Consider the following 14913-nt stretch of genomic DNA (forward strand, 5'->3'; position numbering starts at 1 on the left):
CTTGGGCAACGGTGGCGGCCGAGCTGTGCGCCGCGGCGGCTAGGCTGGGCGCACGGCCGGAAGCGCGGCGCGGGAGCAGGCCGCCGATCGCGAGCCTCGACCGCTTCCACCCGATCGGCCGCTCGACGACGACCCGCCTCGAGGTTCCGGTCGAGAACGGCGAGGGATTTCGCGCCGGCCGTGGCTGGCTCGCGTCCGAAGCATGGGGCTGCCGCGTCGCGGAAGGGGGCGGCCGGCTTGCTTTCGCGCTGTCGCTTGAGGCGGTGACAAGTTCACTAACCCTCGCGGTCCGATTGGTCGCGCCTCATCGCATCGGCTGTTCAGTCACCATCGGCACGGTTACGGGCAACCTCGCGCCGGATGAGCGGCGCGCCTTTCTTTGCCCGATCGAACCAGATGCCAGCGGCAGCGTCTCCGTTTGCATCACCAGTTCGCCTCTGCCCGGTTCGGCGCTCAGCTCGTGCGGCGACAGGGTCGGCATCGAGGGCTTCAAAATCCGGCACGGCGAGGCTGATTGATTGCTGACGCAGCTTCGCGTGCAGCATTGCCTTTCCATGTTGAAGGTTACCGGCTTCAAGCGGTGCGCGGCAACAGCTGGTCAAGGCTACGCGCACTCGACCTCGGGTGCCACTACATTCCGATATCGAACTCGCGCGCGCGTTCCAATCCACCCATGACTGGACCGTCCATCTCCAACTGTCGCTCCGGAACAAGACGAGACAATGGCCCACCCTCGCTCGCCTCCAATGTCCGCGCTAACGACACACCATGTTGTACAATCTTCACTGCCGACGCCTTGTCACCGGCATTTCGTGCCACGCCACGCTCGACCTTGCGGCCATCGTCCACGATCAGCGCCACCTTGTCGGCAATGCGGGTCAGCGCGACGAGGAACGACCGTTCGCTCAGTTGCCTGCGCTCCGACGAGCGCAGCGCGACGATGCCGTGGTCGGCGGTGACGCCCTGCGCGACGTGGACGTTGATCGCGTAGGAGAGGTCGAGCCGCTCGGCCATGCGGTCGCCCGTCACCAGCGTGTGGATCGTTCCGTCGGCGAGCGACGATACCACCAGGCGGTCCCTACCCACCTCCTCCACCCGCGCCAGGTCGGCATTGTTCAGCCCGCGCTCCCGGTCGGTATCGGTCCAGCGAATGCGGTCGCCGGCGTGCAATTCGATCGGCTTGACCTGATGGATGGACACGGCGTCTTGGCGTAGGTTCCGTGGAAGGCGGTCGGGCCGGAAAACCTTCTCGGCCCCGTCCCGCATCGCGAGCCGCACGCGGCCGTCTTCGACGTCCACCACCGTACCGCGCTCCCCACGTCGGAACCCCTGAACCGGCAGGTCGGTGCGGAACTCGACCACCCGGCCGGGCTGGTACCCCTTGATCAGCCTGGCACCCTCGCGCGTCGCGTTGACGCGCTCGAGCACCTCGACCCGGACTCCTACCGGCTTCATCGCGCATCTTTATGCAATGGGCAAACCGTGACTGCGTCTACCATCGGCGAGCGGATCAAGGCGGTGCGGCTGCGCGCCGGGCTCGGGCAGGAGGCATTTGCGGCCGCGCTGGGCTATTCCAAGCGCGCTCTGGTCAGCTGGGAGCTGGGCGGTGCCGAGCCGCCGGTCGCGGCGCTCGTCCGGCTGCGGCTGACCCATGATGTCGACGTAGAGTGGCTGGCGCTCGGTGAGGATACCGTTCCCCGCTCCTACTACGGTCCGGTCGATTGGGACCGGCTGGATCGACTGACGCAGGAGATCGCCGCAGTCAGCATCGACGTGGGCATGAAGTTGCTGCCGGAGCGATGCCAGGCGCTCGCCCGCGTGCTGGGGTCGGTACATAGAACGGGCCCAGATATACGCTAAGCGCCGACAGCCCTGCCCAGATGTCGGGAAACACCCGTTTTCTGAACATCGGCGTACTGGTTGGCCGGAGCCGGCCGTTGCCGCCGGCCAATGTTTATCAACCGGTTCGGAAAACAATGTGCAGAAAAGGCCCGCGTACATGAGCTATCCGCACCGAGGCGCCCAATAGCTGCCCGCTTACAATGGCCCTCGCTAGTTGGCTTAATGCTTGTGCCGAGTGACCGCAGGAACGACGCCGTTCAAGACCAGTTACCGGACGCGCTCTATAGGGTTGCACGCATAAATTTTCGCTGCGGATCGATATCGAGCGTACGCGACATCGGCTTTCAACCAATTATAGCCGTTCGCGGGACGGGCGGCCGAGTATGCCCGTGAGACAATGAGCCTTTCTCCTGCCGAGCCGTAGCCTTCAGCCCCGGCTCAAGTCAGCCCATGCGGCTCTTGCAAGACCTTTCGGCTGATCAAGCCCGGACCACGCGACAAAAGCTCAGAAAAAGTCGACAATCGCCCGCAAGCTGCCTGCTGCGATAACATCGGCTCTCACGTCGAAGGCGGCATGAATCAACGCCGCATCCAGCGTTGCGGCGACCGGCCCAAAGGCGATCATTCGCCCCTCCCGTATCACTGCAACGTGCGTGGCATGCCGCGCGGTCAGCGTCAGATCGTGCAGTGAGACGACGACGAGCATGCCGTGGTCTGCAAGGCGTCGCAGTCGGGTGGCGCCATCGATCGCGTGCCGCGGATCGAGCCCAGCCAAAGGCTCGTCGGCTATCAGGAGATCCGGCTCGCCGATCAGCGCGCGGGCTAGCATGGCCCGCGCGAGTTCGCCGCCGGACAAGGTGGTCGCCGGCTGTTCGCGGCGGTCGAGCAGATCGGCATCGGTTAGAACACGTTTGACCCGTTCGTCGACATCCACTGGCAGCCCACCGAACATCGGCAGTTGCGGCATCAGCCCCAGCGCGACCAGTCGCTCGACCGACACAGGCCATTCGGCGCGCGGCGACTGTGGCAGATAGGCGCGGCGGCGGGCAAGCTGGCGGGCGGGAATGGCGCTCATCGGCTGGCCATCCAGGGTGATCGCACCGGTGTCGGGGACCAGCAACCCCGCGAGGCAGGACAGCAGGGTCGATTTGCCGGCGCCATTCGGCCCGATCACCGCGACGAAGCCAGACTCGATCGCCAACGACACCGAATCGACGATCGGCCGACCGCCGCGGCGCACGGTGACGTGCTCGGCCACGATGTCAGTCATGGCGAGGTGCGCCGCAGCTTGAGGACGAGCCAGAAGAAGAAGGGAGTTCCGACAATACTCGTTAGCACACCGAGCTTGAGCTCCTGAGAGGTGGGAATCAGCCGCGTGCCAACATCGGCCGCAACCAGCAGGATGGCCCCGAACAAGGCCGACGGCAGCAACACCCGGCTGGGCTGGTGGCCAACGAACGGTCGGACGAGATGCGGTGCGACCAACCCGATAAACCCGATCGCGCCCGTCGTCGCAGTTGCCGCACCGACCGCCATCGCCGTGCCGATGAGCGCCAACAGCCGCGTGCGACCAAGATCGATCCCCAGGCTGAGCGCCTGCGTTTCGCCCAGCGTCAGCGCGTCGAGCGAACGCGCGGTGGCGGCAAGGCAGAGCCAGCCGATCAGCATGAACGGCGCGGCCAGCGCCAGCTGCGCCGAGTCACGATCGGCGAGCGACCCCATCAACCAGGTCGTGATCTCATAGGCGGCATAAGGGCTCGGCGCAAAGTTGAGCGCGAGGCTGAGCCCGGCCCCCGCCAATCCCGAAACCGCCGCGCCGGCGAGGATCATGGTCAGTGTGCCGCCTCTGCCGACGGTGAAGGTCAACGCCCCGACCGCCAGGGCGAAGATGATCCCCAGCACCGGCGCTGCCAGCGAAAAGACGTGCGACAGCCCAAAATAGATAGCGATCACCGCACCCAGCGAGGCGCCGGCCGAGACGCCCAACGTCCCTGGTTCGGCCAGCGGGTTCCGCAGCAGGCCCTGCAATACCGCGCCCGATAGGCCGAGCGTCGCCCCGACCATCAGCCCGAGCAAAGTACGCGGCAGCCGGAGATCGGCGAGGATCAGCCAGCCGAGGTTTGGCTTGGGCGCGAACAGCCCCTCGATCAACACCGACGGGTCGAGCCAGACCCGACCGATGCCGAGCGAGGCCAGCGAGACCGCGATCAGCAGTACGATCGTGAGCGCGGACCAGCCGATCCGCGTCACCAGCGTCCTCGATCGTTGATCCGTCCGAGCGCCGCGCGCAGTTGCGACGCCGCACGCGCAGATTGCGGCAGGCCGCAGGTGTAAGCCGCATCCGGATAATCGATCTGCCGACCGGCGAACAACCGATCTATCAGGGGATGCCGCGCATTGCCGCGGTGAAGCGAGGGCTGGTCGTAGAGTGCAATGCCTTGCATTACCGCGTCCGGCCGCTGCATCAGCAATTCCTCCAGACCGAAATCCGAATAGTGACCATCGTCATTCTTGGCGGCAATATTTTCGGCGCCGGCCGCCGCGATGATCGCGTTGGTGAGCGTTCCGCGGCCCGGCACCGATCCGCTGCCGCTCCATGCGACAACGCGCAAGGGCCGCTGTGGCCGAGCGGCGTCGAGGCGCGCAAGCTCGGCATCCATCTCGCGGATCAGCGCCTCGGCGCGCACCGGTTCGCCGACGAGCTGCCCCATGTGGCGGAACAGCGCACGGATATCCTCGAAGTTGTTGGCGGTCTCCATCTCGACGATCGGTGCGCCGACGCGTTGGGCGAGCCGCCGTGCGGCAGGCGACGTGTAGGGGCTCGCGAGGATGAGATCGGGCTTCTGGCGCAATATCTCCTCGGCCGCGCCGTGGTTGATCGCGATACCCGCATCCTTGCCCGGCATCAGCGCTTTGACCGCATCATGCGCGAGATAGGTGATCGAAGCGATCCGCTCCTTCGGCACGAGCATCAGCAGCGGGAGGTCGTTGCACATATTGATCGACATGATCCGCTGCGGCTTTGGCAAGGGCGCCGCGCCGAGCAGCAGGAAGACCACGAGCAGTAGACCGGCCATTCTCATACCCTCGCCTCGTCGAGGGCTTCTACGGTCACGTGGCTGATCGTCGGGATCGCCGCCAGTCGGGCGCGGCACCCCACCACATCCGACAGACCCTTGACCGAGGCGATCACTCCGTTGTGGCCGGGCCCGAGCCGCCAGACATGCAGATCGACGATGCGCCCGCCACCGTGCTTGATCAGTTGGCGGATGCGCTCAGCGAGCGCGGCGTCGGGCACGCGGTCGAGCAGAACCGAGGCGGTCGCCCGCACCAGCGCAAGCGCCCAGCGGGCGATCACGAAGGCGCCGACCAGCCCCATGACCGGATCGAGCCACAGCCAGCCGAATAAGCGGCCGAGCACTAGGCCGGCGATTGCGAGCAGCCCGACAGCGGTATCGGACAGCACATGGAGATAGGCCGCCCGGATGTTGTGATCGTGATGCCCAGCGCTAGCGTGGTGATGATCGTCTTCATCTTCACTATGATGATCATAGTTGCGCGCATGATGATCGACGTGACCATGATCGTGTCCGTCATTGTCGTCGTGGAGCAGCCAAACCGACAGAAGATTGATTCCTAGCCCGAGCACAGCGACGACGATCGCCTCGTCGAACGCGATCGGCACTGGTGCGAGTAACCGGCCGATGCTCTCCACTGAGATAAAAGCTGCCGTCGAGCCCAGCGCAACTGCGCTGCCAAAGGCTGCCAGATCACCGACCTTGCCCGTCCCGAACGAAAAAGAGGCATCGCGCGCACGCTGCCGCGCGAATCGATAAGCGGCGGCGGCCACGAACATCACGCCGGCATGTGTTGACATATGCAGTCCGTCGGCGATCAGCGCCATCGATCGGAATACGGCGCCTGCCACCAGTTCGACGACCATCATCGCCGCGCAAAGTAGCAAGACCCATCGAGTACGCCGCGCATGGCGATCGTGGCGGTCGCCGAGGAAATCGTGGCTTGGAGGTGCGTCTGCCTGCGTCTCCGCGTGATGATTTTCAAGCTTGGCGACCAAGACGTCGCCGTTCATCGCTCGGCCTGCCGTTCACGCATGAGCGAGCTCATCCTCTGTCGTCGGCTCGGGCGCGCGATCATAGCGCTGGCGCCACGCCTCGATCGCTGGAACGCCTGCGCTGCGCGCCAGCCGTCGCAGGGTGATACGCGCCTCGGCGCGACCGCGGCGGGTTTCAGGCCAGGCGAAGCGTTCGGGCGCAACGCCCTGTTCGATCGCTTCCTCGACCGAGAGGCGCACCGCCAGATCCTGTGGCAGCCCGAAGCGCGCCATCAGATCCTCGAACAGATCGTCCAGCTCCACATCGAACGGCACGCGGTGACCGAGCCCGTCGCGCCAAGGTGAGCGCGGATGGAGCATCAGTACCGGTTGCAGGCCGTCGGGTATCGGCGCGTTCGCGGCATGAGTGCGACGCGCCGCGAGAAGCTTGGGAAGGAGATGCGTGTGCGGGCCTTCGGGACTGCTGGTTTCCCCCGTGGGGATGCGTGAATACACCTCGACCCGCCCAATCGGCGACTGCAGCACGCGATGCGGCTGCGCTCGCAATATTTCGGGCATCACCGCGCGCCCGGCTTCGCCGAATAGATTCTCACCCTCTACTCGCTCAAGCGCGACGATCAGAGGTTCGTCACGCGTGCGGACGCAGAAGCGGACATGGCCGCGCCCGACGCCGAGATCGAACAGATACGCGCCGCGGTCGGAGTCGCGCAGCGCATCGTCGCGGCCGAGAGCGATTACGCGTCCCTGTTCGATCTGCGCGGGCTCGGGCAAACAGAAGGCGACCGACTGGCCCCACGTCTCGCCATCGCTCGCGAGCGTATCGTAGGCGACGATCTGGATTGCGGGATCGAGCCTGACGCGCATCCCACCGCGCGCGGTGACGATGGTGCGGGTATCGCCATCGCGGCTGATTTCGGCCGGTTCGTCGTCGTCACGCGCGAACTCGCCGATCGCACCAAATGTACCGATGCTCCAACCGTGACGCGGATCGGCGATCATCGTGTCGAGCATCTGCGGCATTTCGTCCATCACGCACTCCCTTCGGTTCGGTCACGGTCTGCCCAGGCGAGGTTGCGGGTGAGCCTCTCCTCGACCGGAATGATCGGGCAACTCGCGCAGAAATGCCGGCGCGGCCCTTTGAAATAGAGACAGCAGGCGGCGCGACGCTGGCAGATCTCGCTGCCGTGCACGCCGTGAACTTCGTAAACATCAGGCGAAGCCGCTGCGATTTCAGGATCGAAGCCGAGGATGACCCGCCCTTCCTCGACCGCCGCAGCGCGACACCCCAGCCGCTCGCCAATCGCCGCAAACTGCGCCGCCCACGACGAAGTGACCATCGCCCACAAGGCATGGCGCGAGAAGCGCGACCAATCGTGCTGACGCGCGATCAGATCTTGGGTGAAATCGTGCAACGCATCGGCCACCGCCCGACGCCCGCTGGCGATGTCATCGGGCACGGCAATGTGCGCGGAGCGGATCCACAGCGCCTCGACCAAAGTGAACGGCGAAAACTTGAGCGCGAAATCGTCGATCTGCGCGACCACGCCGCATTCGAGCCACGCGCCGATCGTGAACCCCGCCGCCCAGCCGTGACGCAGCATGAAAGACGCGGCGGTGGCGCGTTCGTTTGCACCGAATCCCGCCGCGGTGAAACGGCCATACAGTTCGGCCAGCGGTCCGGTCTCGGGATTCCCCATCGCGGCACGTTCCACCCAGCCGTCCCGATCGGCCGGCATCGTCTCGACGCGCAAATGCCCGATCAGCGGTGCGACGACCGCGCGCACCTGCTCGAGCGACAGAGCACGCTGCGAAACGATGGCCGGCGGTGCGTTCACGCAGCGTCGGCCCAGCGAAAGCCGCAACTCGTCGCATTGAGAGGATCGGCCCCGACCCCGGCGTAGCGGGCCATGACGTCGTCCCACATCGACAGACGGTTCCAGTCGGGGGTATCAGCGATCTGGTCGGGACCTTCGAGGAACGGATTGTCGAAATATATCGACATCATCGGCGCAGCGGCGCCGTTGCGCAGTTCGAAGCCCCAGCTGTTTGGTGCCCCGGTCGGATCGAGCGAGCGGAACAGGCTCGCGGCGCCCGGCATACGTTTGCGCCCCTCGGGCGTGTCGAGAATGACCCCCGGGCCGATGCACATATGGAAATGCGGCCCGCTAAAACCGATTGTAAGATAGCCGTCATGCACGCCGAATCGATCGGGCGGGCACGGGCAGGTCCATTCGTAGGCGACGCCGTCGAGGATCGGGCCGAACGTCAGCCGGTCCCAATAGCGGCTGAATATATCCCTGAGGAAGCCGGTCAGCCACACCGGATCGGTCGGCAGTACCCAGCGATGCGCCCTGACCTTGCCGTCAGCGTCGCGTTCCTCGATCATTGGTAGCGGTGGACTATTCATCACCCATCTCCCGGCGCCTGTTTGCGAAGCCTTTATGAAAAAGGCGTGATCCCCTGCGTCAGGGATCACGCCAGAGGGGACCTTAGAAACGCAATTTGACGCCGCCATAAGCCGCGCGACCGGGCGTCCTGTACCCCAGCACTTCCTGGTAATTCTCATCGAGTAGATTCTCGATGCGGGCGAACAGCTGGACATGCCGGTTGACACTGTACGTGCCCGCGAAATTGACCAACGTGTACGCCTTGAGATCGGCAAACACGGCCGAATAGCTCGGGGTGTAGGCGACGTCCTTCTGCTTGCCATTATAGCGGACCGTCAGCGTCGCGGTAAGCGGCAGTGCCGTGGGCGCATAGGTGACGTTGAGGCTGGCGATATCTTTCGGACGGCGCACGGCCTGCGTCGACACCTGGGTGGAGAAGACGGCGGTGGGCGTCGCCAGCACGCTGCGGAACTGCGGCGCATGCAGGTACGTGTAGCTCGCGTCGGCACGGAAGTCGCCGAGGCTCGCCTCGATGAACGTCTCGACGCCCTGCTGGTGCGTGGTGGTGGTTCGGTTGAGCGAGGTGGCGATGAACGCGGGCGCCGGATAATCGGTGTAGATCTCATCGTGGAGCCGACTGTCGAAATAGGTCGCGCCGATCCGCACCTTGCCGGCAGCAAACTTCTGGTCGACGCCCACTTCCCAGCCCTTTGATTTCTCGGCGCGCAGGTTGGGATTGCCGATATATTTGCCGTCTGAATAACCGAACAACTCGAACGCGCCGGGATTCTTGACGCCGCTGCCACCCGCGGCATGGAGCCGTGTCCCGCTGGTAAACAGATAGCTCGCGTCCGCGTGCCAGGTAGTGTTGTCCTTGAACAGATCGTTCCAGTCGTGGCGCACCGACGCGCCCAGCCCGAAGGTATCGCTCAGGGTGAGGTTATACTGGCCGACCAGCCCATACGTGTGGACAAGATGCCGGCTGCGATCGACGAACGATCCCGGCGTGGTGTTGCGGAACTGCTCGCGCTCGGCATCGAGCGCGACGGTCACCAGATGTTTCACCGCGTCGGTGCCAAGGTGCAACGTGTTTTCCAGCGAGTAGCGCTGGCGCTGGCCCTTATCGCCATAATCGAACCCGGCCGAGGTATAGCTGTTGCGCTTCGTATCCGCGATCTGCGCGGAGGCGGCAGTGGTCATGAGATCGCCGAAGCTGTTGAGCTCGGCGCGGACCAGGCCATAGGCCGCACGATTCACATAATATTCTCCCGGTGCGTCGACCGCACCCTGGACGGCGCGGCCCGATACGGTCGGCACATTAGGATTGATTCCGAAATCATCGGTGTCGCCGTGCGTGTAGCTGTAGCGGCCGACTGCGGTGACCTTGAAGTTGTTTGCGGGCGACCAGTTCACCTTGCCCGAGGCGCCGGCCATCTTGGCGCCGACATCGCGCGATCCGCCCGGTGCGGTGACATAGCCATCGGTGTGCTGCGCCGATCCCGAAAGGGCGTAATCAAGATCCCCAGTCACGCCGGCAACGCGCGCCGAACCCTGGTAGGTGCCCATCGAGCCGCCCTCGGCGGAGACTCGCACGCCGGGCGCTTCGCGCCCCGACAATGTGATGTAGTTGATTACGCCACCAATCGCGTCCGATCCGTAGAGCGAGCTCTGCTGCCCGCGCAGTACCTCGATCCGCGCGGCATCGTCGGCGAGCAATGTGCCCCAGTCATATTCGCCTTGATAAGGGTCGCTGGCCTTGATGCCGTCGATGATCACCAGGACGTGATTTCCCTCGGCACCGCGAATGCGCACTTGGGTGAGATTGCCAACTGCGCCGGTCCGGTTGACCGCGACGCCCGGTACATCGCGCAGCACATCGGACACGATGCGGATCTGGCGATCCTCCATCGCCTGACCGGTGATAACGCTGATCGACGAGCCGAGCAGATCGCGATTGATCGCCTTGCCCGACCGGGTCGCGGTGACGACGATCTCCGATTTGGGTGTTGCATCGTCGGTGGCGCCTACCTCGACTTGGCTCGCCGCTGCGGCCGACTGAGCCGATGCCACGGCATTGTAGGAGAACCCCGCCAGCGCCACGCCCGCCGCAAGCGCAGCTCGCCGTGCACCCTTTACGTTTTCCAAAGTCGCTACCTCCCCCGATTTTCTGTCAGGCCTGACTAGGCTGGGGAAATCGCTGCGGAAGGTTATTTACGGTATCTCGGCGGCGTGGTTACGTTGCGCAGAGGTTTAACCTGCAGCCTCTCCACCACCCTGCGGCGACGCGGATCATCTTCCAGCCGGCCTTGTAATGCCGGACTTACGTTTGGCCTCGTGGCTGAGGATATCCTCGTAGTAACCCCGAGCGTAACGTTTCAAGCGGCTGTAATTTTCGGGAATCATTCGGCGTCACGACCAACTTTGCGCGTTCAGCCGGCTGCATAGCGCGCCATGCATCGCGGCCGATCGATGTCATATTCGACGATGTTCATCAGGTGAGCTTCGCATTGGCTGACGCGATCTTCAATATGGGCGTAAACAAATGGCCAGAAGCGCCATGCCTGCGCTCTCAAGGTGCTATTTCGTTTTCTACCGGCCGTGTCGATCGCCGCTCAGGAAGGTACGTCTGCTTTCGGGATAAATGTCGGGGCGGTCGGATGGTGGCCGTTGGAGCAAACTGTCGCCGGTTCGCCCAATGAAGCGATTGGCGGGTTGCGGCGAGAGCAGCCTTTCAAGCCGGAGTCCTGAAGCATCTCAAGTTGGTCGACACCTGCCGCGCCGTGCCTGTCTGAAAACACATGTTTTCGGACAGCATTGGGCGATCCCTCGGCTTTGGTCGGCAATCCTACGCCTGAATAGTCGACAAACCCTGTCGCTTTGATGTAGTGTACGACAACACGGTTTCAGGGGTTTGTCGTACATGCTAGTCGGATATATGCGAGTGTCATCGGTCGACGATCGCCAAACCGTCGATCTTCAACGCGACGCTCTGGTCGCAGCGGGCGTTGACCCACGAAACCTACATACCGATAAAGCATCGGGAGCACGCGACGATCGCCCCGGCCTGAAGGCCTGTCTCGATTATCTGAACGTGGGCGATACGCTGATCGTGTGGAAACTTGATCGCCTCGGGCGCTCGTTGCCGCATCTGCTGGCGATCGTCACTGACCTGAAGGCGCGCGGTATCGCGTTCCGTTCGCTGACCGAGCATATGGATACGAACACGCCGCACGGCGAACTGCTGTTCTCGCTGTTTGGCGCGCTGGCGCAATATGAGCGTGCGTTGACGCGCGAGCGGGTGATGGCGGGACTGGCGGCTGCGAAGCGCCGGGGACGCCAGGGCGGCCGCCCCCCCATGATCGACAGTGAAACCCTTGAACGGATCACGGCTGCTCTGGATGGTGGGGCCAGTAAGGCTTCTGTCTGCCGAACCTTCAAGGTGCCGCGCTCAACCCTGCTCGGCACGCTAGCCCGGATCGGTTGGGTCGGACCGTCCAAGGCCTGACCCGTTGCCGCGGCGCGCTGTCCTGTCAGATGAACAACGCGCAGCGTTGCTCGCGCTACCGGCCGACGAAACCCTGCTTATCCAGCATTGGACATTGAGCCAGGACGATCTGGCTGTCATCGTGCGGCGGAGGCGACCGCACAATAGGCTGGGCTTCGCGATCCAGCTTTGCGCCCTACGTTATCCTGGACGCCTGCTTCGTCCCGGTGAACTGATCCCCCATGCCCCCCTGGCGTTCGTCGCCGAGCAGTTGCAGGTCGAGCCCGAAATGCTGACCGATTACGCGATGCGCGGACCAACCCGATACGAACAACTCGATGCGTTGCGCGACGCATTCGGGTTCACCCCGCTCAGCAGACCTCCGCGAAAGACATTGCAGGAATGGCTTTTGCCGATCGCCCTGACAACAACCAGCGGTGCCACGCTGGCGCGGGTGCTACTTGACGAGTGCCGACGGCGGCGCATCATCGTGCCAGGCATCAGTTCTGTCGAACGGATGGTCGCAAAGGCGTTGCTCGATGCCGAACGCCATGTCGCCGACCATCTGACCCAAAGTCTCAGCGGTGCACAATGCCATCTGCTCGATGCCCTCCTGCTGCTCCGAGCGGGCACAAACCTGAGTGGTCTGAGTTGGGTACGGCAACCACCGGGCAAGCCCGGTCGCAAGACGTTTGCCATCATCATCGAACGGCTAATGCTCCTCCGGGCGATCGGCATCGATCCGGACATCGCTGCAAGCGTGCATCCCGAACGCCTTCGCCGCCTGTGTCAGGAGGGAGCGCGACTGACCGCCCAGCACGTCCGAACATTGCAAGCCGCGCGCCGCCGCGCCACACTGGTGGCGACAGTCCTCGAAGCGGTCGTGACCCTCACCGACGATGCGGTGCTGATGTTCGATCGCTTATTGGGCCAGATGTTTCGGCGCGAGCAGAACAGCGAGGATGCAGCGCTCAAGCGCGACCGGCGCACCATCAACGGAAAAATCCGCCTGTTCGCTCAGCTCGGCGATGCCCTGCTCGCCGCCAGGATGTCGGGCGGCGACATCGGTGCGGCGGTTGAGGCCGCGATCGGGTGGGAAGATCTCGGACGTGAGGTCGACGAAGCCCGTAGGCTTGTCCGTCCAGACGCGGTCGATCCCACCACGATTGCCGCCGCTAATTATCCTGTTCTTCGACAGGTCGGGCCATCGTTCATCGCCACGTTCACATTCGGCGCGGTGCCCGCCTGTCATGCACTCGCGCGAGCGGTTTCGATCATGCGCGACCTCCATTCCAGCGATCTGCGAAAACTGCCGGCTGACGCACCTATGGGGTTCATCCGGCAAGGATGGCGTCGGACGATTGGGAACGCCACTCCCGATCGCAGGACCTATGAATTGTGCGTATTGGTCGAGCTCCGCGACCGGCTGCGCGCCGGTGACATGTGGGTCGAGGGAAGTCGGCGCTATCGCGCGGTCGAGCAACAGCTTATTCCCGGTCCCGTCTTCGCTGCCATGCGCGCGGCAGGTCCCTTGCCGATCCCAGCACCAGATTCCGCCGCCACCTGGTTGACGGAGCGACGCGAACGTCTTGCCCGACGATTGGCAGAAGTTGCGGGCAAAGCGAAAATGGACATGCTCGAAGATGTGCAACTCAGCGCGGGCAGGCTGCGGATTTCGCCGCTCAAGGCGGTTACGCCCGAAGAAGCGGAAACCGCACTTGCGCCCCTCTACGCGTATCTGCCGTCGATCCGCATCACCGATCTCTTGGCCGAAGTGGATCGTTGGACCGGGTTCAGCCAGTGTTTTACGCATCTGCAAAGCGGGCGCGCAGCGGATGAGCCGCGTGCGATCCTGACCGCGGTTCTCGCCGATGCGACCAATCTCGGTCACACACGCATGGCGGAAGCCTGCAATGTTGTGACCCAGCGGCAGCTCGGATGGTTGGCGGCATGGCATCTACGCGAAGAAACCTACGGGCGCGCTCTTGCACGCCTAGCCGATGCCCAGCACGCCGCGCCGCTCGCCACCCTTTTCGGGTCCGGCACCTCGTCCAGTTCCGACGGTCAGAACTTCCCGCTCGATCGCCGCGCCCAGGCAACCGGCGCAGTGAATCCGCACAAGGGGGCCGAGCCCGCCGTCTCCTTCTATAGCCATGTTTCGGATCGCTACGCGCCGTTCCACTCTACGGTCATCTCGGCCTCCGCAAGCGAGGCCGCGCAGGTTCTGGACGGCCTGCTCCATCACGGAGCCGATCTGCGTATTGAGGAGCATCATGTCGACGGTGGAGGCGTCTCCGACCATGTGTTCGCGCTATGCCATTTGCTCGGATTTCGGTTCGCACCGCGTATCCCGAACATCGCCGCGCGCCGTCTCCACCTGTTCGAAGGCATGGAACCCGGTCCTGATATCGCGCCGCTGGTCGCTGGCAAGATCCACGAAGGCTTGATCGCTGCGCACTGGAACGATGTCCTGCGACTGGGAACCTCAATCCGTACCGGGGTCGTCAGCGCATCGATCATGCTGGAACGGCTCGGTTCCTATCCGCGCGCCAACGGTCTTGCACTGGCATTGCGCGAGATCGGCCGCGTCGAACGCACTCTTTTCACCCTCGACTGGATCGAGCAGCCCGACCAGCGTCGTCGCGCCACCCGCGAACTAAACAAGGGCGAGGCAGAAAATGCGCTGAAACGCGCCATCTTCTTCCATCGGATCGGCCGTATCCGGGATCACGCGCTGCAAGCACAAAGCCATCGGGCGAGCGCACTCAACCTTGTGGCTGGCGCCATCGTCTTGTGGAACACCACCTATTTGCAAGCGGTACGGACGCATCTCGCCAACCTGGGGTGTCCAATTCCGCCAGACTTGTTGCAACATCTCTCCCCACTCGGATGGCAGCACATTAATCTCACCGGCGATTATCTCTGGACCGATCCCGATACACGATCGGAAGCGCTCAGGCCGCTCCGCCTGACCCGCGCAGTCAAAGGCCCGGCAAAACCTTAGCGTATATCTGGGTCCGTTCTATGTACCGACCCCCTGTTGGACGCCGATCACCCCGCCAAGGGGGTCCCTTTTGCACGCCGATCCACACGCTCCGCCTTCATCCTGGCAAGCTCGCGGCGAAGCC

General features: G+C 64.1%; 13 protein-coding genes. 4 read left to right on the forward strand and 9 right to left on the reverse strand.

All coding sequences use genetic code 11. From position 1 onward, the window contains the following. Positions 1 to 11 precede the first annotated feature (11 nt). Positions 12 to 518 carry a hypothetical protein gene (locus HUU96_RS03180; protein ID WP_174291415.1) on the forward strand — a complete coding sequence of 169 codons (507 nt, stop codon included), beginning with the start codon at positions 12 to 14 and terminating at the stop codon, positions 516 to 518. Between the two features lie 112 nt (positions 519 to 630). Here HUU96_RS03180 and HUU96_RS03185 read toward each other — a convergent pair whose 3' ends face one another. Beyond that, positions 631 to 1455, reverse strand: coding sequence for a hypothetical protein (locus HUU96_RS03185; RefSeq protein WP_174291416.1), 825 nt, complete (start codon positions 1453 to 1455; stop codon positions 631 to 633). Positions 1456 to 1482: 27 nt separating this feature from the next. On the opposite strand from HUU96_RS03185, the gene HUU96_RS03190 reads away from it, so the two are divergent. After that, on the forward strand, positions 1483 to 1860 hold the full coding sequence (locus tag HUU96_RS03190; protein ID WP_174291417.1) for a helix-turn-helix domain-containing protein: 378 nt from the start codon (positions 1483 to 1485) through the stop codon (positions 1858 to 1860). 487 nt (positions 1861 to 2347) lie between these two features. Here HUU96_RS03190 and HUU96_RS03195 read toward each other — a convergent pair whose 3' ends face one another. From HUU96_RS03195 to HUU96_RS03230, 8 genes are read right to left on the reverse strand one after another with little or no spacing between them, the layout of a single operon-like run. Beyond that, the gene (locus tag HUU96_RS03195; protein ID WP_174291418.1) at positions 2348 to 3112 is read right to left on the reverse strand and encodes an ABC transporter ATP-binding protein; all 765 of its coding nucleotides are present in this window, start codon (positions 3110 to 3112) and stop codon (positions 2348 to 2350) included. Further along, positions 3109 to 4092, reverse strand: a complete 984-nt coding sequence (locus tag HUU96_RS03200; protein WP_217430251.1) for a FecCD family ABC transporter permease — start codon at positions 4090 to 4092, stop codon at positions 3109 to 3111. Before HUU96_RS03200 ends, HUU96_RS03195 begins: the two co-directional genes overlap by 4 nt. Further along, positions 4089 to 4919 carry an ABC transporter substrate-binding protein gene (locus tag HUU96_RS03205; protein ID WP_174291419.1) on the reverse strand — a complete coding sequence of 277 codons (831 nt, stop codon included), beginning with the start codon at positions 4917 to 4919 and terminating at the stop codon, positions 4089 to 4091. Before HUU96_RS03205 ends, HUU96_RS03200 begins: the two co-directional genes overlap by 4 nt. A gap of 2 nt (positions 4920 to 4921) precedes the next feature. Then, positions 4922 to 5932: a CDF family Co(II)/Ni(II) efflux transporter DmeF gene (gene dmeF, locus HUU96_RS03210; RefSeq protein ID WP_174291420.1), complete on the reverse strand. Its 1011-nt coding sequence runs from the start codon at positions 5930 to 5932 to the stop codon at positions 4922 to 4924. Between the two features lie 15 nt (positions 5933 to 5947). Beyond that, positions 5948 to 6925: a DUF6925 family protein gene (locus HUU96_RS03215; RefSeq protein ID WP_254604930.1), complete on the reverse strand. Its 978-nt coding sequence runs from the start codon at positions 6923 to 6925 to the stop codon at positions 5948 to 5950. A 17-nt stretch (positions 6926 to 6942) separates the two neighbouring features. Continuing rightward, the gene (locus HUU96_RS03220; RefSeq protein WP_174291422.1) at positions 6943 to 7749 is read right to left on the reverse strand and encodes a (2Fe-2S)-binding protein; all 807 of its coding nucleotides are present in this window, start codon (positions 7747 to 7749) and stop codon (positions 6943 to 6945) included. Next, the gene (locus tag HUU96_RS03225) at positions 7746 to 8390 is read right to left on the reverse strand and encodes a DUF7676 family protein (protein WP_254604932.1); all 645 of its coding nucleotides are present in this window, start codon (positions 8388 to 8390) and stop codon (positions 7746 to 7748) included. Before HUU96_RS03225 ends, HUU96_RS03220 begins: the two co-directional genes overlap by 4 nt. 13 nt (positions 8391 to 8403) lie before the next feature. Then, on the reverse strand, positions 8404 to 10446 hold the full coding sequence (locus tag HUU96_RS03230) for a TonB-dependent receptor (protein ID WP_174291423.1): 2043 nt from the start codon (positions 10444 to 10446) through the stop codon (positions 8404 to 8406). 775 nt (positions 10447 to 11221) lie between these two features. On the opposite strand from HUU96_RS03230, the gene HUU96_RS03235 reads away from it, so the two are divergent. Next, on the forward strand, positions 11222 to 11806 hold the full coding sequence (locus HUU96_RS03235; protein WP_174291424.1) for a recombinase family protein: 585 nt from the start codon (positions 11222 to 11224) through the stop codon (positions 11804 to 11806). A 4-nt stretch (positions 11807 to 11810) separates the two neighbouring features. Next, positions 11811 to 14789: a Tn3 family transposase gene (locus tag HUU96_RS03240; protein WP_174291425.1), complete on the forward strand. Its 2979-nt coding sequence runs from the start codon at positions 11811 to 11813 to the stop codon at positions 14787 to 14789. Positions 14790 to 14913: the final 124 nt, after the last annotated feature.

The sequence above is a fragment of the Sphingomonas bacterium genome, from assembly GCF_903644135.1.
Lineage (GTDB): Bacteria > Pseudomonadota > Alphaproteobacteria > Sphingomonadales > Sphingomonadaceae > Sphingomonas.